A 22571-nucleotide genomic window follows, 5' to 3' on the forward strand; every position below is an offset into this window, starting at 1 on the left:
ACTGCCGCCGTACAGCGCCCAAGGCACACTTGAACCGGAGCTTAAGGTAACACGGTAACGCGCAGCAGGAAAGTTCTAGCCCTCCGCGGCGCTTTCACCGGCGGCCGACGTGTCTTGATCAAGCAGCACCAGATCGCTCGGATCGACCATTCGCGTCGACACGGCGTACTCCACGAGCCTCGACCGCCGGTTGGTCGCGAGCTTGCCCCGGCCGCCCCGCAATCCGGGCACTCCGAACCGGTCGAGCTTGTCGCACACGTTGTCGAGCTTGCGGTTGAACGCCGTCTGCGTCCATCCGAGACGCTCTGCCGCCTGTGCGGAGGCGGGGATCTCGCCGCGTCCCGGAGAATTCTGCCGAAGCACGTCTTCGGCGAGCGCGAGAATCAGCAGGCGCTGGTTGCTCGTCAGGTGAATCGGGCCGACCGTCGTCTCGCCGCTCGACACCGAGGTCAGCGGAGACGTGCCGAAGAACTCGGACTCCATGTGGATGGTGAAGTCGTACGTCGTCGAGCCGGCGCTGAAGAGCACCTGCAGCTCACGGAAGACGACGGGAAGTCGTGCTCCAGGTGCGAGCCACGCCTGCACCTGCCCCGTGCTGTCGGTGACCGTCGCCGAGAGCGCATTGCCCACGTTGATGAGCCAGTACATTCCGTTCTCGAGGCCGACGGCGAGAAAGCGGCGGTGCAGAAACGGGTTGTCGTCGACGACGAGGTCGCCCTCTCGGCCGATGTAGAAGAATTCCTCGGGGCGCACGTCGTACCATTCCCCGCAGAACTCGATGCGTGGTGCCGTCACGTGGTGCACATCTCCAATGGCTCGGTGGACGTTTTGCCGCTTGATCTGCTGATCACAACCGTGACACACACCTTATCGCCATCCGACACGCCGTCGATGGTGACCGACGGCTCGGCGACAACATGCTTCGGCCCGGGCTCGCCGTTCTCTAAGCGCCGCCAGATGAACACGTCGCCCTCTTCGGGCGCCGGATTCCCCCACTCGAACGTGATGCTCGAGCCGTCTTCTGACACGGTGATGCCGCGCTCCACGGGCGCTGGCACCCCCGTGACGACAAGCGGCTCTCCTGTCGACGTCTCCATCTTCTCCGGCGCAGCCTGACCACCGAAGAGAAAGGATGCTGTCACCCCGCCGCCGACAAGCAGCAGCGCTGCCGCCCCGATCACGATCGGAACGAGGCGCCTCCGCGGCTTTGCCACGGCATCCGTCTGCGACGCAGCATCCGGAGTCTCATGGGTCGGCGCGACCGGGCCTCGCTTCGCCGTCGCATCGGTGGCGGGTGGAACGGGAACCTGTGGGGTCACGGCCAGCGCTCGCATGCGCGTTTCGTCGTCGCTGGGCGGTTGACCGTTCACCTGTTGAACCGGCCGGGCGACCGTCGCGTCGTCGTCGGCCGGTTCAGACGGGGCCGGATGCTGAGGCGTCACTGTCGTGACCGGGCGAATGCGCGTTGCATCATCGCCCGTCGCGTCGCTCTGCGGTTTGGCCGACGCGAGGTTCGGCACGTCGAGCGGCGTGGTGGAGTACGCCAGCTCGAGTTCGACGCGCTGAAGCGAGCGGCCGAAGTCCACGGCGCTCGGAAAACGGTCCTCGCGGCGCGTCGCCATGCCCCGGCGCAGCACTGCCATGAGCGACGGCGGAACATCGGTGCGCTCAAGCGGTGTGATGGTGCCGCGCTCGATGCGCCCGATGAGATCGATCGAGCCGTTCGGCTGCCCCGGCACCTCGAATGGAGAGCGCCCGGCCAGCAGCGTGTACACCGTGGCGGCGAGCGCGAAGACGTCGCTTCTGACGTCGGCGACGGGGTGGTCCGCGAACATCTCGGGCGGCGACCACGGAATCGACATGCCAAGCGACTGCGATTCTCCGGGCTGCGCGTGATCCGCGTCGACAGCAGACGAGATTCCGAAGTCCGCGAGCGCGGGCCAGCCATATGCATTGGTCAGCACGTTGGCGGGCTTGATGTCGCGGTGCAGAATGCCAGACGAGTGCGCCGTCGCGACAGCACTCGTCACCCGGATGCCGGTGCGCAGCACATCCGCGACGGTGAACTGCCGGTACCGGTACTGCTGCGACAAGCTCGGGCCGGGGCAGTACTCCATGACAAAATACGGGCGCCCGTCTTCGGCGACCGCCGCGTTGTAGATCGTCACGATGTACGGATGCGCCGACACCTGAGCCATCAGGTTGGCCTCGGCCACGAACGCGGCGCGCGACGCATCGGTCACCTCGTCAAGAGAGAGCACCTTGACGGCGACCTGGCGGCGCGGGAGCTCTTGACGGTACAGAAAGACGTCACTGAAGCCGCCCGATCCGAGAAGCCGCTCCGCCTCAAGCCCGGGAATGCGCGGGGGCTGTGCTGCCTGACGAGCCACGCTATGCCTCGAGCACGCGCAGTTTCACGCCCGATCCGAGATCGATCACTGTTCCAGCAATGACGGGCACGGGCTCCCCGCCACGCAACTGCTGGGGTGCGCGACCCGGTGCGTCGATGACAGTGCCATTGCTCGAGTGGAGGTCGGTCACGACGACGGCGTCTCCCTCGACAGCGACGCGGACGTGCGTGCGCGAAATGTCGTCTCCGGCGAGGGTCACAAGGTGAGGCAGAACCGAGGCAGGCACGTTCGAGACGCTCGGGGCTCGACCCAGTACAACGGGCGCGTCGAGCCGCTGACGGCCGCCGCCGGGCAGTTCAAGGGCGTAGGCGTACTGCGGCACGTCCTGCGGCGCGGCAGCGGCGCCATCGGGCAGGTGGGCGGCGTTACGCGCTGCACGCACGTCTTCGGCGAGCACGGTCATGCCGTCGTGATCGCCGAGCGGCTCGTCGCGCTGAGGGACAACCGGCTGTCCCGGGGTGCGCACGATCGTCTGCTCGTCGGGTTCGGGAAGCTCGATCGGTCCTGCGACGTCGCCGGGAAGCAGCGTCATCTCGGGAACCTCGGTGTCCTCGCTCACGGGCTCAGACGCCGACGGCTCGGCCCAGACGGGCTGTTCGGCGGTGTCCGGCTTGGGTTCGGCCTCCGCCGCCTCGGCCGACGGTGCGGGAGGTGGCGCCGCGGCTGCGGGCTTCTCGATGGCCACCGTGTCGGGCTTGGGCTCTGACGCGGGCTCACGCGCGATCGGCACCGGGTTCTCGTGCTGCGACTCGGCTGCCACCGCAGCATCCTGCTGTTCCGTTCTGGCGGCGGCTCCAGCATCGGCGACGTCATCGTCGACGCGCAGCGAGACGCCCGCTACCCATGCGGCGCCCTGGCTGAGAGGAAGCGCTGCTGCCGTGTCGGCGCCGTCGAGCAGCTCGATGCGTGACGCGCCTTCGACGAGCTGCTCTCCCCATCCGCTGACACCTGTTGCGCGTACGGTAATGTCGCCGGCGTCCGTTCCGACCGTGACCTCCGTGTCGCCATACACGATCACGCCGACACCGTCGGCCGAGAGCGTTCCTGCCACCCAGAAGCACAGCCCGAATGCGGGGGTGCTCGCGAGGCCTCCTGCTGTGAGAGCGTCGAGTGTATCGTGAATCGTCAGCGCGCCGATGTCGAGTTTCGTCACGCGCGTCAGCAGCTCGGCGTCGTCATCGATCCGCACCACGAGAAGACGACCGGATGCTGCCAGAGCGATCCATTCGCGTTGATGCGCCGCCGTGTAGCTGAACTGCGTCATATCGTCCTTACGTCGAGCGTGGCAAGGTCTCTTCGAGAGCGCCCAGGCCTCTCGTGTCATGATAGCCCGGGCTCGGCGGGGTCGTATCCACCGACAGCGCATCGAGAACGACGGCAGAGACGTTGTCACGCGCCCCTGCCTCAAGGGCGCGGTCGACGAGCGCCCGAGACGGGTCTCGCGGCGCCGAGAGCAGGATCTGCCGGATCTCCTCATCCGGCATTTCGCGACTGAGCCCGTCCGAACAGATGATGAACATCTGGTGACCTCCAGCCGGGAGCAGCCAGACATCCGGATCGGCGTCGCTTTCAACGCCGACGGCTCGCGTGACGACATTGCGTTGCGGATGCGTGGCGGCCTCGCTTGGGCTGATACTGCCCTGATCAATGAGTTCTTGAACCGCGGAATGGTCGACGGTGATCTGCCGCAACTGCTGTCCCTCAAGCAGGTACACGCGCGAGTCTCCGATGTTGAAGACCATCCAGTGGCTGTCGGCTTGCGATGAGAGCGAGACGAGCGCGACGCCGGCGACGGTGCTTCCTGCGACCCCGCCGTCTTCCGCCCACGCGAGAATCCGGCCGTTTGCTGCCGTGATGCCCGTGAAGACAACCTCGGGGCTTGTCGGCTCTCCCGGGCGCACACTCAGCTGGAGCTGCTCGACGACGACCCGACTCGCTTCGTCCCCGCGCTGATGCCCGCCCATGCCGTCGGCGACGGCGAAGATCGGCGAGGCCATGATGATCGAGTCTTCGTTGACGCGGCGACGCTTGCCGACGTCCGTCACTCCGGTGACGGTGATATCGACCCGTGAGCGGGGAAGAGTGAACGTCGTACGGGTCGCCATAAGGAACAAGCCTAACGAGAGCGCTCGGGGCTGCCGATGGGGAGTGCTCCCCATGCAGATGCATACACCTGCAGTGACAATAATGCGAGAGCGTCGTCGCTCTCATTCGTTTTTTGGTGCGCCGGTGTGGTGGGTGGTGTGTGGGTTAAATGGTGAAGGCCACCCCGTGGTTAGGGGTGGCCTTCACTGTAGGTTAAGTCCGGCGGTGTCCTACTCTCCCACAGGGTCCCCCCTGCAGTACCATCGGCGCTGAGAGCCTTAGCTTCCGGGTTCGGAATGTGACCGGGCGTTTCCCTCTCGCTATGACCGCCGTAACAATCATGGACGCAATATGTGAACACACCGTGGGGTGTGTTGTTTGTTCCTGCCGTGCGTCAGGAACCACAAAGTGGACGCGAAACATCAGATGTTGTTGTTATCAAGTTATCGGCTTATTAGTACCAGTCAGCTGCACACATTGCTGTGCTTCCACATCTGGCCTATCAACCCAGTCGTCTAGCTGGGAGCCTCTCACCCGCGTGGGGTATGGAAATCTCATCTTGAGGCCGGCTTCCCGCTTAGATGCTTTCAGCGGTTATCCATCCCGAACGTAGCTAATCAGCGATGCCACTGGCGTGACAACTGACATACCAGAGGTTCGTCCAACCCGGTCCTCTCGTACTAGGGTCAGATCCTCTCAAATTTCCTGCGCGCGCAGCGGATAGGGACCGAACTGTCTCACGACGTTCTAAACCCAGCTCGCGTACCGCTTTAATGGGCGAACAGCCCAACCCTTGGGACCTACTCCAGCCCCAGGATGCGACGAGCCGACATCGAGGTGCCAAACCATGCCGTCGATATGGACTCTTGGGCAAGATCAGCCTGTTATCCCCGAGGTACCTTTTATCCGTTGAGCGACAGCGCTTCCACAAGCCACTGCCGGATCACTAGTCCCGACTTTCGTCCCTGCTCGACCTGTCAGTCTCACAGTCAAGCTCCCTTGTGCACTTACACTCGCCACCTGATTGCCAACCAGGTTGAGGGAACCTTTGGGCGCCTCCGTTACATTTTGGGAGGCAACCGCCCCAGTTAAACTACCCACCAGGCACTGTCCCTGAACCGGATCACGGTTCGAAGTTAGATATCCAGAATGACCAGAGTGGTATTTCAACAACGACTCCACGAACACTAGCGTGCCCGCTTCAAAGTCTCCCACCTATCCTACACAAGCCACACCGAACACCAATACCAAGCTGTAGTAAAGGTCACGGGGTCTTTCCGTCCTGCTGCGCGTAACGAGCATCTTTACTCGTAATGCAATTTCGCCGAGTTCGTGGTTGAGACAGCTGGGAAGTCGTTACGCCATTCGTGCAGGTCGGAACTTACCCGACAAGGAATTTCGCTACCTTAGGATGGTTATAGTTACCACCGCCGTTTACTGGGGCTTAAATTCACAGCTTCACCCCGAAGGGTTGACCGTTCCTCTTAACCTTCCAGCACCGGGCAGGCGTCAGTCCGTATACATCGTCTTGCGACTTGGCACGGACCTGTGTTTTTAGTAAACAGTCGCTTCCCACTGGTCTCTGCGGCCACCACACCCTTTCGGAGCAAGTCCTAATAAGTGAGCGGCCCCCCTTCTCCCGAAGTTACGGGGGCATTTTGCCGAGTTCCTTAACCACGATTCTCTCGATCTCCTTAGTATTCTCTACCTGACCACCTGTGTCGGTTTGGGGTACGGGCAGCTAGAACCTCGCGTCGATGCTTTTCTCGGCAGCATAGGATCATCGGATCATACCCTTTACGGGTTCCCCTTCAACTCTCAGCCACATGGGAGACGGATTTGCCTATCTCCCGGCCTACAGCCTTGGCCTGGGACAACCATCGCCCAGGACCGACTACCTTCCTGCGTCACACCTGTTAACACGCTAGCCGCACCAGCATGGGGTCGAGCGTTCACCCGCACCATCCACCCCCCAAAAGAGGAGCTTCCGGTACGAGCTAGGACTCTTAGCACCACTGGATTAGCTGGGGCGGTTCTTCGCCGGTACGGGAATATCAACCCGTTGTCCATCGACTACGCCTGTCGGCCTCGCCTTAGGTCCCGACTTACCCAGGGCGGATTAACCTGGCCCTGGAACCCTTGGTCTTCCGGAGGACGGGTTTCTCACCCGTCTTTCGCTACTCATGCCTGCATTCTCACTCGTGTAGCCTCCACGGCTGGTTTACACCGCCGCTTCACCGGCCACACGACGCTCTCCTACCCATCAACACACCTGAACCAACGAGAACAAGTCCCGCGGCTTGGTTATTAATGTCAATGCCACAACTTCGGTGGCGTGCTTGAGCCCCGTTACATTGTCGGCGCGGAATCACTTGACCAGTGAGCTATTACGCACTCTTTCAAGGATGGCTGCTTCTAAGCCAACCTCCTGGTTGTCTCTGCAACTCCACATCCTTTCCCACTTAGCACGCGCTTAGGGACCTTAGATGGTGGTCTGGGTTGTTTCCCTCTCGACGATGAAGCTTATCCCCCACCGTCTCACTGCTGCGCTCTCACTTCCCGGCATTCGGAGTTTGGCTGACGTCAGTAACCTGTTGAGGCCCATCGGCCATCCAGTAGCTCTACCTCCGGAAAGAAACACGCAACGCTGCACCTAAATGCATTTCGGAGAGAACCAGCTATCACGAAGTTTGATTGGCCTTTCACCCCTATCCACAGCTCATCCCCTCCATTTTCAACTGAAGTGGGTTCGGCCCTCCACGCGCTCTTACACACGCTTCAGCCTGGCCATGGATAGATCACTTCGCTTCGGGTCTAGGACACGCGACTCAACGCCCTATTCAGACTCGCTTTCGCTACGGCTACCCCACACGGGTTAACCTCGCCACGTATCGCTAACTCGCAGGCTCATTCTTCAAAAGGCACGCTGTCACCCCAACAAGGAGGCTCCAACGGATTGTAAGCAAACGGTTTCAGGTACTATTTCACTCCCCTCCCGGGGTACTTTTCACCTTTCCCTCACGGTACTTGTCCGCTATCGGTCATCTGGGAGTATTTAGGCTTATCAGGTGGTCCTGACAGATTCACACGGGATTTCTCGGGCCCCGTGCTACTTGGGATACTCTTCACGCGATCATGGCATTTCGGCTACGGGGTTCGCACCCTCTCTGACCGGCCATTCAAAACCGTTCGCCTATACCACTCACAACGCCCACCACGTGTCAGCATGATGAAAAAAGTCCCACAACCCCGACCATGCAACCCCTGACAGGTATCTCACATAACCGGTTTAGCCTCATCCGGGTTCGCTCGCCACTACTACCGGAATCACTTTTGTTTTCTCTTCCTGTGGGTACTGAGATGTTTCACTTCCCCACGTTCCCTCACCCCGCCCTATACATTCAGACGGGAGTGACCAGGCACCCCAAAGGGCCCAGGCCGGGTTTCCCCATTCGGAAATCCTCGGATCACAGCTCGTTTATCAGCTCCCCGAGGCTTATCGCAGATTACGACGTCCTTCTTCGGCTCCAGATGCCAAGGCATCCACCGTTTGCTCTTAGAAACTTGAAACAACATGAGCATGAATCGAAATAAATCTTCAAAAGAAAAATTTGACCATGATTGAAACACAAAAAGTGTTTCTAAGATGCTCGCGTCCACTGTGTAGTTCTCAACGTACGGCCGGTACTCCCACCCCAACCCACAAAAGGCCGGAAACAGAAGTCCGAGAAACCCGCAACCCCAAACGGGGAAGCCTGGTCCCTCAGGACCCAATAACGTGCACGCCAACCAAACACCCAGGCCACCGTTTCCCATCCCCACACGAGGACGTACTCCAACAACCCGACCATCCAGCCGGCCATATCAAATGTTCCACCCACGAGCTAACCAGCCACACACATTCGGTGCGGACCTGGCGCCTGGACACCAACGGTGCCAGTTGCTCCTTAGAAAGGAGGTGATCCAGCCGCACCTTCCGGTACGGCTACCTTGTTACGACTTAGTCCTAATTACCGGTCCCACCTTCGACAGCTCCCTCCCCAAGGGGTTAGGCCACCGGCTTCGGGTGTTACCGACTTTCATGACTTGACGGGCGGTGTGTACAAGGCCCGGGAACGTATTCACCGCAGCGTTGCTGATCTGCGATTACTAGCGACTCCGACTTCACGTAGTCGAGTTGCAGACTACGATCCGAACTGGGACCAGCTTTTTGGGATTCGCTCCACCTCACGGTATCGCCGCCCATTGTACTGGCCATTGTAGCATGCGTGAAGCCCAAGACATAAGGGGCATGATGATTTGACGTCATCCCCACCTTCCTCCGAGTTGACCCCGGCAGTATCCCCTGAGTTCCCACCATAACGTGCTGGCAACAGAGAACGAGGGTTGCGCTCGTTGCGGGACTTAACCCAACATCTCACGACACGAGCTGACGACAACCATGCACCACCTGTATACGAGTGTCCAAAGAGAACCCTGTTTCCAGGGCGTTCTCGTATATGTCAAGCCTTGGTAAGGTTCTTCGCGTTGCATCGAATTAATCCGCATGCTCCGCCGCTTGTGCGGGCCCCCGTCAATTCCTTTGAGTTTTAGCCTTGCGGCCGTACTCCCCAGGCGGGGAACTTAATGCGTTAGCTGCGACACGGAGACCGTGGAAAGGCCCCCACATCTAGTTCCCAACGTTTACGGGGTGGACTACCAGGGTATCTAAGCCTGTTCGCTCCCCACCCTTTCGCTCCTCAGCGTCAGTAGCGGCCCAGAGATCTGCCTTCGCCATCGGTGTTCCTCCTGATATCTGCGCATTCCACCGCTACACCAGGAATTCCAATCTCCCCTACCGCACTCTAGTCTGCCCGTACCCACTGCAGGCCCGAGGTTGAGCCTCGGGATTTCACAGCAGACGCGACAAACCGCCTACGAGCTCTTTACGCCCAATAATTCCGGACAACGCTCGCACCCTACGTATTACCGCGGCTGCTGGCACGTAGTTAGCCGGTGCTTTTTCTGCAGGTACCGTCACCCAAAGGCTTCTTCCCTGCCAAAAGAGGTTTACAACCCGAAGGCCGTCATCCCCCACGCGGCGTTGCTGCATCAGGCTTTCGCCCATTGTGCAATATTCCCCACTGCTGCCTCCCGTAGGAGTCTGGGCCGTGTCTCAGTCCCAGTGTGGCCGGTCACCCTCTCAGGCCGGCTACCCGTCGTCGCCTTGGTAAGCCATTACCTCACCAACAAGCTGATAGGCCGCGAGTCCATCCCCAACCAGTAAACCCTTTCCACCCACAGACCATGCGGCCATGAGTCATATCCAGTATTAGACACCGTTTCCAGCGCTTATCCCAGAGTCAGGGGCAGGTTACTCACGTGTTACTCACCCGTTCGCCACTAATCCACCCCACAAGTGAGGCTTCATCGTTCGACTTGCATGTGTTAAGCACGCCGCCAGCGTTCGTCCTGAGCCAGGATCAAACTCTCCGTAAATGCATAAACACCAACCAGGACAAAACCCAGCCAGCAAACATAAACGCACCCACCCAACAAAGGGCAGACACAAGTTCAATCATGACAACACAAACATCATTACTGACATTCGCAATCAATCAATATCAAAGGAATCTCAAACCCAGACAAAAGCCCAGGCCGAGGTTCAAAAATTGGCATTTGACATGTGCACGCTATTGAGTTCTCAAGGACCAGACGCTCCTGAAGTGATCCCTCTCGGAATCTGCCTCAGAGCAACCTCATTACCTTACCACACCCGAGCAGCTCTTCGAGCCACACGCCGACTCCGTCGATCAGATGATCTGTGTGAGTTCGTCCCGCGCAGCCGTTGCGTCTCGGGGTGAGTTATCCATCCTAGGTCGTGAAACACGACACAACAAGATCTGAATCAGAACTTCGGAGGATTTCGCCGATTGAGGCCCGTGAGCTCTTCGGCTCTTCGGCACCTTTGTGGCGACGAATGAATACTTTACGCACCGCTCGGGCCGGCACCAAATCACCGCTGCATCCCGGGCGTGTCGGCACAATTCGCCGTTGTCTGCACCCGTCGTATCCTGTGACAATGACCGACAGGAGGCAGACGGCCGCGGGCGCAGCTACTCAACTCGGAACGCAGGTGAGCCTCAATCTGGGTTCCTCTCTCGCAGGCCTTGCGATTCCCGCGGTGGGAACGGCCATCATCGTCGCCGCGCGCCAGCTCGTCATGCTGGCTATCGTCCTACCGGTCAGTCGTCCTCGATTTCGAACGCTGTCGTGGCGCACGGTCTGGCCCGCTCTCGCGCTTGGTGTCGTGCTCGTCACGATGAACACCGCCTACTACCAATCGATTCATCTGCTCGGCTTGGGTGTTGCAGCAACTCTCGAGTTCCTCGGCCCCTTCGCCGTTGCTCTCTTCAGCTCGCGCCGGCTCATCGACGTCGTGTGCGCGGTTGCCGTGGGTGCGGGCGTCGTCATGCTGACCGGATTCGACGGCGCGGTCAACGTGCTCGGCGTCGCGCTTGCCCTGCTCGCGGCAGCATCATGGGCGGCGTACATCCTGTTGGCGCGTCGGGCGGCACTGACATTGCCTGGACTTCAAGGACTCGGCATCGCAGGTGTCGTAAGCGTGGCTGTTCTGCTGCCTCTGGCGATCGCCTCACTTCCCGGAGCGCAGTTCTCGTGGGAAGTGATCCTGCTGCTGGTGCTGATCGGCGTGCTCTCGTCCGCGCTTCCCTACAGCCTGGACTCGTTCATCCTCCGCCGCATCTCGGCCAGGCTCTACGCGATCATCTCCGCATTCGGGCCTGTGATTGCCGCCGTGTTCGGCTGGCTCGTGCTCAATGAATCGCTCACAGCATTGCAGGTCGTGGCCATCCTGATGGTGTGCGCGGCCGCGTGCGTTGCAATCACGACGCAGCGGCCGGCACGGAAATCTCGGCTTCAGGAAACCGCCGAGATCTTTCCCTGATCAGCGGTATGCGGCATCCCGCTCGTCAAGCCGCCGCTCGTAGTCGTCGCGAGCTTCGCGGTTGCGCGCGGCAACCTTGCGGCCGCGCGCGGCTGTCCACGCGCCGAACCAGATCGGAATCTCGCGCCCGAGGATGAACGCAGCAACCGACGGCCAGGTCAGCAGGTTCTCCCAGATGAATTCGAGCACCCGATTGGACGGAACCGACATCGCGTCCTGCACAAGCAGGCCGCCGATCCACCCCACGTAGGCGAACGCAGCGATGAGAAGACCACCCAGAATCCACGCCCACCAGCCCGCGCGATTCACGAGCAGCGAGACGATCACGAGGCCGATGAAGAACATTCCCGTCGCGATGAGGAGCGCGGGCGACAAGAGCGTGCCGAGCAGATCGGGCTGCTCACCCGAAATGAGATCGATGAGGATCAAGACCCCGAACATCGCAGCGGCGAAGACCAAGGCCTGAATGACGCCGATGCCGATTCCCGCCCAGCGGTTTCCTTTGCGCTTCGGCTCTTCAGCGACCTCGACGTGCTCAGGCGCTCCGCCCCACGTGCCGTCGTTCGGCGGCGGAGTCTGGCGAGGCTCGTACGCGCGCGTCGGTTCCGGCCCGGTCAGTACCCGCTCAGTGGATGCAGAGTCGGTGTACGCTTCCGTCACCGTGTGATCTGATGAAGGATTCGTGGCGGGAGCGCGCTCGTACGGATACGCATTCGTCGCATCATCACGATCGTTGCTGCTGCCCGGTACGGTCTGCGTCCGTTCCGTCGGCGCCGCACCCGTATCAGCTGGCGCCGCAGTGGCTTCCGTCGATTCGAACACCGGCGTTTCGGGTTCGCGCGCACCAGCTGGCCGCTCGGGCGTCGCCGGTTCGGTGGGCTCCGGAGAACTCGGTGACGGCTCGGGCGCAGCCGGAGGTGCCTGCGGGGCACCCGGCGCATCGGGGCGCGGCTCCACGGGGGTAGGATCCGGTGTCGTCGCTCCGGGCCCTTTGGCGTGCTCCGGCGTCGAATCACTCGGAGTCGAGTTGGGGTCGCTCATCGCAGCCTCCTCGGCGGTAGCCTCCACTTGCGGTCACTCTACTGCGCCGGGTGGGGCACCCGCGAGCCCCTATGGCGTGTCGGGGGTTTCGCGGACGACGCTCAGGGTTGAGGTGCGGTGTCCGGCCAGAGCGTCTGGACGATATCCGGAGTGTAGCCCTCGGGCGCGAAGTTCACCCACGCGGTGGCAAGCCAGAGGCCGTCGCGCACGAAGTGCGATTCGCCGTAGCGATTGCCCGCTTCGGTCGCCGACGTCAGGCACCGCGTTCCGCCGTCTTCGTCGTGGCAGTTGTATCCCAGCTCGGTCATGCGCTCACGGACGGTCTTCACGGCATCGGCGTTCACACGCGTAACGCTCGTGGTAAGACCATAGTCTCCAGCGAAGCCCCAGCTGCAGTCGAGATGCTCGATCCCGTTGATCACCGCGATCAGCTCGGGGTCGTAACTGCCCACGTTCTCGGCAACCGACTGGTCGTTGAGCGGCATCCCTGTTCCTGTCAGGTAGGAATACATCTCTTCTGAATAGATCTGTTCGCACGACGTGGGGTTCGGACCCGCGTGCTCGGGGGCCGGCTGATTCTCGGGCAGGGGCCGCTCAGGATCGGGAGCCTCTGTTGCAGGAGGCGGATCTGCTTCTGGCGACGCCGTCGACACGAGCGATGCGACGAGTGCTCCGCTTGCCACAACGAGCGCTGCGATCACGACGGTCGCCACCACGAACCACCACCGCGATGTACTGCGACCCTCATCGGGATCGGTCATGAGCACTCCTCGTCGCATCTGTCGTCCCGATCTTATAACGCGCGCGCGACTCTGCCGCCCGACGTCGCAAGCAGGCACAGTGGTCCTGACACGACGAAGCGGAGGGCCCTCAAAGAGGACCCTCCGCCGTCGTGCTCAGTGCTTAGCTGTACGTGCCCGGGTTGAAGTCGTCGCTCGAGAAGCTGTCGAAGTCGACGAACGACAGGTCGGACTCGCTGAACGCACCGTCATCCGCGAAGATGCGGTTCGGGTAGCGCTCGGCCTTCGCCTCTTCCGTCGCCTCAACAGAGACGTTGCGGTACTTGGCGAGACCGGTTCCGGCCGGGATGAGCTTACCGATGATGACGTTCTCCTTGAGACCGATCAGCGGGTCACGCTTTCCTTCCATGGCGGCCTGCGTGAGAACGCGGGTCGTCTCCTGGAAGGATGCTGCGGACAGCCACGATTCGGTCGCAAGCGACGCCTTGGTGATACCCATGACCTCCTGACGAGCCGAGGCCGTGCGCTTGCCTTCGGCCAGAGCGGCACGGTTCGTCTCGTTGTACCGCGAACGGTCGACGAGCTCACCGGGAAGCAGCTCGGTGTCGCCGTGGTCGACCACGGTGACCTTGCGGAGCATCTGGCGCACGATGACCTCGATGTGCTTGTCGTGGATCGGCACACCCTGCGAGCGGTAGACGCCCTGAACCCCGCCGACGAGGTGCTTCTGAACCTCGCGGACGCCCTGCACGCGCAGAACCTCCTTGGGGTCGGTGGCACCGACGTGCAGCGGCTGACCGAGGTCAACGTGATCGCCGTCCTCAACGAGGAGCGTGGCGCGCTTCAGCACGGGGTAGACAACCGGCTCGTCGCCGTTGTCTGGCGTGAGGATGACCTTTCGGCTCTTCTCGGTCTCCTCGATCGTCACGCGGCCAGCGGCCTCGGCGATCGGGGTCGCCCCCTTCGGGGTGCGAGCCTCGAAGAGCTCCTGCACGCGGGGAAGACCCTGCGTGATGTCGTCTGCCGATGCCGAACCACCGGTGTGGAACGTACGCATCGTGAGCTGGGTTCCCGGCTCACCGATCGACTGAGCTGCGATCGTTCCGATTGCCTCTCCGATGTCGACGAGCTTGCCCGTCGCCAGCGAACGACCGTAGCAGGCGGCGCAGACGCCGATGCTCGACTCGCATGTCAGGACAGAACGGACCTTGATCGTCTCGATTCCTGCCTCGACAAGACGGTCGATGAGCACGTCACCCACGTCGTCACCTGCGGAGGCCACGACGGTTCCCTCGGCGTCGACAACGTCGGCAGCCAGCGAGCGGGCGAACACCGAGTTCTCGACGTTCGGGTCGCGCACGAGCGTGCCCTGCGAGTCGAACGAGGCGATCGGGAGCTCGAGACCCTTCGACGTGCCACAGTCCTTCTCGCGGATGATGACGTCCTGAGAGACGTCGACGAGTCGACGCGTCAGGTATCCGGAGTCGGCGGTGCGGAGAGCGGTGTCGGCCAGACCCTTACGGGCACCGTGCGTCGCGATGAAGTACTCGGCGACCGAGAGACCCTCGCGGTAGCTCGAGATGATCGGACGCGGGATGATGCCGCCCTTCGGGTCGTTCACCAGTCCGCGCATACCCGCGATGTTGCGGATCTGCAGCCAGTTACCACGGGCACCCGACGACACCATGCGGTTGATGGTGTTGTCAGCGGGGAACCCGTCGCGCATGGCCTGCGCAACCTCGTCGGTCGCCTCGGTCCAGATCTTGATGAGCTCCTGACGACGCTCGGCGTCGGTCGTGAGTCCCTTGTCGAACTGGCCCTGAACCTTCGCGGCCTGCTTCTCGTACTTGGCGACGATGTCCTTCTTGCTCGCGGGCGTGAGAATGTCGCTCAATGCGACGGTCACACCCGAGCGGGTCGCCCAGTAGAAGCCGGCGTCCTTGATGTTGTCAAGGGTCGTCGCGGTGTCGGTCTTCGAGTAGCGCTCAGCGAGGTCGTTGACGATCGACGAGAGCTTGCCCTTGTCGGCCACCTCGTTGACGAACGGGTAGTCCTCGGGCAGCGCCTCGTTGAAGATCGCGCGACCGAGCGTCGTCTCGAAGATGAACGGCTCGCCCTGAACGAAGCCCTCGGGCTCCTCGCCTGCGCGGAAGTGCAGGCCGTCGAGGCGAATGCGGATCTTCGCGTTGAGGTGCAGCGTGTGCTGATCGTGAGCGAGGATCGCCTCGGCGATGCTCGAGAACGCACGGCCCTCGCCGACGGCACCATCGGTGAGCGTCGTGAGGTGGTGCAGACCGATGATCATGTCCTGGCTGGGCAGGGTGACCGGGCGGCCGTCGGAGGGCTTCAGGATGTTGTTGGACGCGAGCATGAGCACGCGGGCCTCAGCCTGAGCCTCGACCGACAGCGGAAGGTGCACGGCCATCTGGTCACCGTCGAAGTCGGCGTTGAACGCGGCACACACGAGCGGGTGAAGCTGGATCGCCTTACCCTCGACGAGCTGCGGCTCGAACGCCTGGATTCCCAGACGGTGAAGCGTCGGAGCACGGTTCAGCAGCACCGGGCGCTCGCGGATGATCTCTTCGAGAACGTCCCACACCTCGGGGCGCGCCCGCTCGACCATGCGCTTCGCTGCCTTGATGTTCTGAGCGTGGCTCAGGTCGATCAGGCGCTTGATGACGAACGGCTTGAACAACTCGAGCGCCATCTGCTTCGGCAGACCACACTGGTGAAGCTTGAGCTGCGGACCGACGACGATGACCGAACGGCCCGAGTAGTCGACGCGCTTACCCAGCAGGTTCTGACGGAAGCGACCCTGCTTGCCCTTGAGCATGTCACTCAGTGACTTGAGCGCGCGGTTGCCCGTTCCCGTGACGGGACGGCCGCGACGACCGTTGTCGAAGAGAGCGTCGACGGCTTCCTGCAGCATCCGCTTCTCGTTGTTGACGATGATCTCGGGAGCACCGAGGTCAAGCAGTCGACGAAGACGGTTGTTGCGGTTGATCACGCGACGGTAGAGGTCGTTCAGGTCGCTCGTGGCGAAGCGGCCACCGTCGAGCTGCACCATCGGGCGAAGCTCCGGCGGAATCACCGGAACGACATCGAGAACCATGGCGGCAGGCGATGTGCCCGTCTGCAGGAACGCGTTGACGACCTTGAGGCGCTTGATGGCGCGGATCTTCTTCTGACCCTTGCCCTCGGCGATCTGCCCGTGGAGCGACTCGGCCTCGGCCTGCAGGTCGAAGGTCTCGAGACGCTTCTGGATGCCCTCGGCGCCCATGTGCGCCTCGAAGTACAGACCGTAGCGGTCCTGGAGCTCGTGGAAGACGGCGTCTTCGGGCTTGAGCTCTCCGATCTTGAGGTTTCGGAAGTCTTCCCAGACGCGCTCGAGCTGACCGATCTGCTCGTCGAAGGACTTGCGCAGCTGAGTCATCTCTTTCTCAGCGGCGTCCTTCGTGCGGCGCTTCTGGTCGGCCTTGGCACCCTCTTCTTCCAGAGCGGCCAGGTCGTCTTCGAGCTTCTTCATACGGTCAGCGATCGCGGAGTCGCGCTGGTCGCCGAGCGTCTTCAGCTCGAGACGGAGCTCGTTCTCGAGTCCGGGCATGTCAGCGTGGCGAGCTTCCTCGTCGACGCTGATCACCATGTATGCGGCGAAGTAGATGACCTTCTCGAGGTCCTTCGGCGCCATGTCGAGCAGGTAGCCGAGGCGCGACGGCACACCCTTGAAGTACCAGATGTGCGTGACGGGAGCGGCGAGCTCGATGTGGCCCATGCGCTCGCGGCGAACCGAGGACTTCGTGACCTCGACTCCACAGCGCTCACACACGATTCCCTTGAAGCGCACGCGCTTGTACTTGCCGCACGAGCACTCCCAGTCGCGGCTGGGCCCGAAGATCTGCTCACCGAACAGACCGTCCTTCTCAGGCTTCAGGGTGCGGTAGTTGATGGTCTCGGGCTTCTTGACCTCGCCGTAAGACCAACGACGGATGTCGTCGCCGGTCGCCAGGCCAATGCGAAGCTCGTCAAATGTTGTTGCGTCGAGCAATTTCTCTCCTGAAATTCTCTGAAGTTTCTACAGTGGCCAGGCGCTTAGATCTCGTCAATCGACGAGGACTCGAACCTGGAGGAAATGTTGATCCCGAGCTCCTCGGCGGCGCGGAAGGCGTCGTCGTCGGTGTCGCGCAGGCTCACCGCCGTGCCATCGGCCGAGAGCACCTCGACGTTCAAGCACAGCGACTGCATTTCCTTCATGAGCACCTTGAAGCTCTCGGGGATGCCGGGCTCCTGAATGTTCTCGCCCTTGACGATGGACTCGTACACCTTGACGCGGCCGAGAATGTCGTCGGACTTGATCGTGAGGAGCTCCTGGAGGGCGTATGCGGCACCGTAAGCCTCGAGTGCCCACACCTCCATCTCACCGAAGCGCTGTCCACCGAACTGCGCCTTACCACCGAGAGGCTGCTGCGTGATCATCGAGTACGGGCCCGTCGAACGCGCGTGGATCTTGTCGTCCACGAGGTGGTGCAGCTTCAGGATGTACATGTAACCCACCGAGATCGGCTCGGGGAACGGCTCTCCGGAGCGACCGTCGAACAGACGGGTCTTTCCGCTCGAGTCGATCATGCGCTCCCCATCACGGTTCGGCAGAGTAGCGTCGAGAAGACCAGCGATCTCGTGCTCTTCAGCGCCGTCGAACACCGGGGTTGCGACCTTGGTTCCGGGAGCGCCCTCGCGAGCCTCCGCCGGGAGATCCTTCGCCCACTCCGGGTTGCCCTCGACCTTCCAGCCCTGGTTGGCAATCCAGCCAAGGTGCGTCTCGAGAACCTGGCCGAAGTTCATGCGACCCGGGATTCCGAGGGGGTTGAGGATGATGTCGACCGGAGTTCCGTCAGAGAGGAACGGCATGTCCTCGACCGGCAGGATCTTCGAGATGACGCCCTTGTTGCCGTGACGGCCCGCGAGCTTGTCACCCTCGGTGATCTTGCGTTTCTGAGCGATGTAGACCACGACGCGACGGTTGACGCCAGAGCCCAGCTCGTCGTCGCCCTCTTCTGCGTCGAACTCCTTGACGGCGATCACTGTTCCGTTCTCACCGTGCGGAACCTTGAGGCTCGTGTCGCGCACCTCGCGGCTCTTCTCGTTGAAGATCGCGCGAAGCAGACGCTCCTCGGCGCTCAGCTCGGTTTCACCCTTCGGGGTGACCTTTCCGACGAGGATGTCGCCGGGGTGGACCTCGGCGCCGATGCGGATGATGCCGCGCTCGTCGAGGTCCTTGAGCAGGTCGGGGCTGACGTTCGGCAGATCACGCGTGATCTCTTCCTTGCCGAGCTTGGTGTCGCGGGCGTCAACCTCGTACTCCTCGATGTGGATGGAGCTGAGTGTGTCGTCCTTCACCACGTTCTGGCTGAGGATGATGGCGTCCTCGAAGTTGAGGCCCTCCCACGGCATGAACGCGACGAGCAGGTTCTTGCCGAGCGCGAGCTCACCGTCTTCGGTCGAGGGACCGTCAGCAACGACCTCGCCAGCCTCAATGCGGTCACCCTCGTTGACGATGACGCGGTGGTTGTAGCTGTTTCCCTGGTTTGAGCGGAGGAACTTGTCGAGGTAGTACGTCTTGGTGCCGCCCTCGTCGAGCTGCAGCGTGACGCTGTCAGCCGACACCTGGGAGACGACGCCCGCCTTGTCTGCGGTGATGACCTCGCCAGCGTCGATTGCGGCGTAGCCTTCCATACCGGTTCCGACGTACGGCGATTCGCTGCGCAGCAGCGGCACAGCCTGACGCTGCATGTTCGCACCCATGAGAGCGCGGTTCGCGTCGTCGTGCTCGAGGAACGGAATGAGCGACGTACCGACCGACACCATCTGGCGCGGCGAGACGTCCATGTAGGCGATCTCCTCGACGGGAACGAGGTCGACCTCGCCGTCTTCCTTGCGCGCGAGGACACGGTCGTCGCGGAAGGTGCTGTCGTCGTTCAGAACGGCGTTCGCCTGAGCGACGATGTAGTCCTCTTCTTCCATCGCGGTGAGGTAGTCGACCTTCTCGGTGACCTTGCCGTTCACGATGCGGCGGTACGGCGTCTCGATGAAGCCGAACGCGTTGATGCGAGCGAACGTCGCGAGCGAGCCGATCAGACCGATGTTCGGGCCTTCAGGAGTCTCGATGGGGCACATGCGGCCGTAGTGCGAGGGGTGAACGTCGCGAACCTCGACACCCGCGCGCTCACGCGACAGACCACCGGGGCCGAGCGCCGAGAGGCGGCGCTTGTGCGTGAGACCCGCGAGCGGGTTGTTCTGGTCCATGAACTGCGACAGCTGGCTCGTTCCGAAGAACTCCTTGATCGCAGCGACGACCGGGCGCACGTTGATCAGGGTCTGCGGCGTGATCGCCTCGATGTCCTGCGTCGTCATGCGCTCGCGGACGACGCGCTCCATGCGCGAGAGACCCGTGCGGACCTGGTTCTGAATGAGCTCGCCGACCGCGCGGATGCGACGGTTACCGAAGTTGTCGATGTCGTCGACGTCGAGGCGGATCTCGGCCGGCTTGCCACCGCGGACGCCCTCGAAGGAGGTCTCTCCGGCATGCAGACGAACGAGGTACTTGATCGTTGCGACGACGTCCTCGACCGTGAGCACCGAGTCGCTGAGCGGCGCTTCAAGACCGAGCTTCTTGTTGATCTTGTAGCGACCGACCTTGGCGAGGTCGTAGCGCTTCGGGTTGAAGTAGAAGTTGTCGAGAAGCGCGCGAGCTGCCTCAGCGGCAACCTGCTCGCCCGGGCGGAGCTTGCGGTAGATGTCGCGAAGCGCGTCTTCCTTCGTAAGGATCGGGTCCTTCTCGAGCGTCGACGCGATCGACTCGTAGCCGTCGAACTCGGCGAGGATCTCTTCGCTCGTCATGCCGAGAGCCTTGAGGAACGTCGTGACCGACTGCTTGCGCTTGCGGTCGATGCGAACGCCGACCTGGTCGCGCTTGTCGATCTCGAACTCGAGCCATGCACCGCGGCTCGGAATGACGCGCGCCGAGAAGACGTCCTTGTCGCTCGTCTTCTCAGGAGTGCGCTCGAAGTACACACCGGGGCTGCGGACCAGCTGAGACACGACGACACGCTCGGTGCCGTTGATGATGAACGTGCCCTTCTCGGTCATGAGAGGGAAGTCGCCCATGAAGACCGTCTGGGTCTTGATCTCACCCGTGAGGTGGTTCATGAACTCGGCCTCGACGTACAGCGGGGCCGCGTACGTCTTGCCGCGCTCTGTGCACTCCTCGATGGAGTACTTCTCAGGCTCGAGGTACGGGTTGGCGAACGAGAGCTGCATCGTCTCGCCGAGGTCCTCGATCGGAGAGATCTCCTCGAAGATCTCTTCAAGGCCCGAGTCGTTCGGCAGGTCCTTGCGGTCGGATTCCGCCGCGTTGGCGACGCGTTCCTTCCAGTTCTCGTTGCCGACGAGCCAGTCGAAGCTCTCTGTCTGCAGTGCCAGAAGATCTGGGACGGTCAGCGTGTCACTGATCTTGGCGAATGACGGCCGTGATGCGTGACGGCCATTCTTGGATGTGGTGGTGGTTGCGTTGCGCGCAGCAGCCAAGGGTTATAACCTCCGTGGGCCCCGTCGGGCCAAGTTACTGTTAGTAATGGAGTACTCGCCTCACGCCATGTGAAGTCGTGCGTCATGCGAAGCACGTTGCACTGGGCCGACCGCAATATGAAGGCATGGTAGAACGTCAGGGAGCGCAAAGAACAAGTGTATGCCGTTTGACGCGCCGTGTCCACTGCGGTTCTTGACGATCGGGAATCTCTCAGGTATAACCGGGCGATCGCGCTGCAGCATCCGGTTCTCGGCTTGTTCGTCAGGCGCCTGAAACGACGGTGAGCGGCCCCTCGGACGGCGTCGGGATCTCGAAGCCGTCATAGAAGCGGCGCGCCGTCTCGACGCTCAAAACGGCATCGTTCGCGTCTTCACCGCGCCGCTCGCGGATGCGTTGAAGCGCCACGTCGCGCGGGGTGTCGACGAAGACGATCTCGGGAACAACGCCGAACGCCGCGACGAACGCGCGATAGTCGTCGCGCACCGCGCGCGTGGCGAATGAGTAGTCGAGCACGACGCCGCGATTCGCGGTGAGAAGCTCGGTGAGTCGCTCGCGAAGGAGAACGTCGATCTCCTCGGCATCCTGAACCGGGATCGGATGCGAGCGGAAACCGCGCTTCCACGCCTCTTCGTCGACAGAGAGGCGCGTGAGGCCCTCGGTTTCGACGAGGCGCATCGCCACCGTGGTCTTTCCCGACCCGGCAGGACCGCACATGAACACCGCTCGACTCACCATCTGATGGTAATCGCGGGATCGTGCGCGACGCGACGTTCGCCTCCGGCAATGTGGGCGCGGACACGCTCGATGAGCTGGGACGGGTCCCGGTCGTCTGCGGCTGTTGCGCGGATCGTTCGCAATCCGATGTCGGCGAAATCGTTCACTCGGGCGATGTCGGTTTGCCACTGCCCGACATCTGTCAGATGCTGTTCCCCTTCATATTCGATGATGAGACCCCACGTCAGGTACAGCATGTCGACGCGCCCCACGAACGCGCCGCGGTAGTAGATCGACGGGTTGACCGCGGGCTCGGGAAGCCCCGCTTGTACGAGATGAACGCGCAGTCTCGACTCGCGCGGGGACTCTGCGCGCTCGTTGAGGAGCGCGAGCGACGCGGTTCGGCGCGCACGCCCGCGTGACGTCGGGTAACTGCGGGCGACTGCGGCGAGCGCTCGCTTTGTCGTGCGCCGAGCGCGGCGGTGAATGAGCCCGTCACCCGCGGCGACAAGGTCGGGAACATCCAGTAGTGCGGCGAGGTCGCACCACGTGCGTTCGACAGTGGTCACGGGGATGCCGTCGATCGACGTGATTTCGCCGGGACGCGTCGTTACTTGATGCCCCGCGATGCCCTTTCCGACGGGCGCGCGCGTCCCCCTCGGAACACTAATGTGCACCACTTCGTCCCCGAGAAAACGAAGAGGAAGCGGGATGCTGTGGAGGTAGGCGGCCGATGTCAGCGACGCCGCGCTGCCGACGGGCATTCTCAGCATTGCCGAACGCGCGAACGCTTCGACCCGCCGTCGCTTGTCGCTCACCTTCTCGCGAACAGTCGCGCTGTCGCCGACTGGTTGTAGCCAGCGTGCCGGCATTCGTACGCGGGGAAATGGCGCAACGAGATCGCTTCCGCGCATACGGGCGCGGCTCAGTCCGGCACCTCGCCCGTCCTTCACCGTGAATGCACTGTTCTCCAAATGTTCGGGAAGTGGCTTCGGCATGCAACAACTCTGCGCCTCGCCAAGCAGTGACGGCGCCCCGGCGAGCATCCTGTG

The 22571-nt window shown here is 62.2% G+C and carries 11 protein-coding genes and 3 rRNA genes; 1 reads left to right on the plus strand and 13 read right to left on the minus strand.

The window, feature by feature from the left end:
* Positions 1-75: 75 nt before the first annotated feature.
* The 7 genes from ATJ78_RS15600 to ATJ78_RS15630 form a co-directional block, all read right to left on the minus strand.
* Complete coding sequence (locus tag ATJ78_RS15600; protein WP_245836356.1) at positions 76-804, minus strand: hypothetical protein; 729 nt, start codon at positions 802-804, stop codon at positions 76-78.
* Positions 792-2390, minus strand: coding sequence for a protein kinase domain-containing protein (locus ATJ78_RS15605; protein WP_098409080.1), 1599 nt, complete (start codon positions 2388-2390; stop codon positions 792-794). The genes ATJ78_RS15600 and ATJ78_RS15605 overlap by 13 nt, the downstream gene beginning before the upstream one ends.
* A 1-nt stretch (position 2391) precedes the next feature.
* Entirely contained in the window at positions 2392-3675 is a 1284-nt protein-coding gene (locus tag ATJ78_RS15610; RefSeq protein WP_169923482.1) for an FHA domain-containing protein, read from the minus strand.
* A gap of 7 nt (positions 3676-3682) precedes the next feature.
* Positions 3683-4516, minus strand: a complete 834-nt coding sequence (locus tag ATJ78_RS15615) for a PP2C family protein-serine/threonine phosphatase (RefSeq protein WP_098409082.1) — start codon at positions 4514-4516, stop codon at positions 3683-3685.
* A gap of 197 nt (positions 4517-4713) precedes the next feature.
* A 5S ribosomal RNA gene (gene rrf, locus ATJ78_RS15620) occupies positions 4714-4830 on the minus strand.
* Between the two features lie 100 nt (positions 4831-4930).
* Positions 4931-8066 (minus strand): 23S ribosomal RNA (locus tag ATJ78_RS15625).
* A 381-nt stretch (positions 8067-8447) separates the two neighbouring features.
* Positions 8448-9974 (minus strand): 16S ribosomal RNA (locus ATJ78_RS15630).
* The 16S, 23S and 5S rRNA genes sit together here, the layout of an rRNA operon.
* Before the next feature lie 583 nt (positions 9975-10557).
* Between ATJ78_RS15630 and ATJ78_RS15635 the strand changes: the two genes are divergently transcribed.
* Positions 10558-11442 (plus strand): EamA family transporter, encoded by an 885-nt coding sequence (locus tag ATJ78_RS15635; protein WP_098409083.1) that lies wholly within the window; start codon positions 10558-10560, stop codon positions 11440-11442.
* On the opposite strand, the gene ATJ78_RS15640 is transcribed toward ATJ78_RS15635, so the two are convergent.
* From ATJ78_RS15640 to ATJ78_RS15665, 6 genes are all read right to left on the minus strand, one after another.
* The gene (locus tag ATJ78_RS15640; protein ID WP_098409084.1) at positions 11443-12483 is read right to left on the minus strand and encodes a hypothetical protein; all 1041 of its coding nucleotides are present in this window, start codon (positions 12481-12483) and stop codon (positions 11443-11445) included.
* Between the two features lie 101 nt (positions 12484-12584).
* On the minus strand, positions 12585-13244 hold the full coding sequence (locus ATJ78_RS15645) for a hypothetical protein (RefSeq protein ID WP_143741437.1): 660 nt from the start codon (positions 13242-13244) through the stop codon (positions 12585-12587).
* A 142-nt stretch (positions 13245-13386) separates the two neighbouring features.
* Positions 13387-17268 carry a DNA-directed RNA polymerase subunit beta' gene (locus ATJ78_RS15650; protein WP_098409086.1) on the minus strand — a complete coding sequence of 1294 codons (3882 nt, stop codon included), beginning with the start codon at positions 17266-17268 and terminating at the stop codon, positions 13387-13389.
* A gap of 44 nt (positions 17269-17312) precedes the next feature.
* The gene (rpoB, locus tag ATJ78_RS15655) at positions 17313-20804 is read right to left on the minus strand and encodes a DNA-directed RNA polymerase subunit beta (protein ID WP_098409087.1); all 3492 of its coding nucleotides are present in this window, start codon (positions 20802-20804) and stop codon (positions 17313-17315) included.
* Positions 20805-21066: 262 nt separating this feature from the next.
* Entirely contained in the window at positions 21067-21537 is a 471-nt protein-coding gene (locus ATJ78_RS15660; RefSeq protein ID WP_434061505.1) for a P-loop nucleotide/nucleoside kinase family protein, read from the minus strand.
* Entirely contained in the window at positions 21534-22517 is a 984-nt protein-coding gene (locus ATJ78_RS15665; RefSeq protein ID WP_169923341.1) for a hypothetical protein, read from the minus strand. Before ATJ78_RS15665 ends, ATJ78_RS15660 begins: the two co-directional genes overlap by 4 nt.
* Positions 22518-22571 lie beyond the last annotated feature (54 nt).

Origin of the sequence: Paramicrobacterium agarici (assembly GCF_002563955.1) — a bacterium.
Classification (GTDB): Bacteria; Actinomycetota; Actinomycetes; order Actinomycetales; family Microbacteriaceae; genus Paramicrobacterium; species Paramicrobacterium agarici.

Excerpts from the sequence above, each read along its gene's own strand:
- ATJ78_RS15610 (WP_169923482.1), bottom strand. The coding sequence starts at position 3,675 with ATGACGCAGTTCAGCTACACGGCGGCGCATCAACGCGAATGGATCGCT.
- ATJ78_RS15615 (WP_098409082.1), bottom strand. The coding sequence starts at position 4,516 with ATGGCGACCCGTACGACGTTCACTCTTCCCCGCTCACGGGTCGATATC.
- ATJ78_RS15635 (WP_098409083.1), top strand. The coding sequence starts at position 10,558 with ATGACCGACAGGAGGCAGACGGCCGCGGGCGCAGCTACTCAACTCGGA.
- ATJ78_RS15640 (WP_098409084.1), bottom strand. The coding sequence starts at position 12,483 with ATGAGCGACCCCAACTCGACTCCGAGTGATTCGACGCCGGAGCACGCC.
- ATJ78_RS15645 (WP_143741437.1), bottom strand. The coding sequence starts at position 13,244 with ATGACCGATCCCGATGAGGGTCGCAGTACATCGCGGTGGTGGTTCGTG.
- ATJ78_RS15665 (WP_169923341.1), bottom strand. The coding sequence starts at position 22,517 with ATGCCGAAGCCACTTCCCGAACATTTGGAGAACAGTGCATTCACGGTG.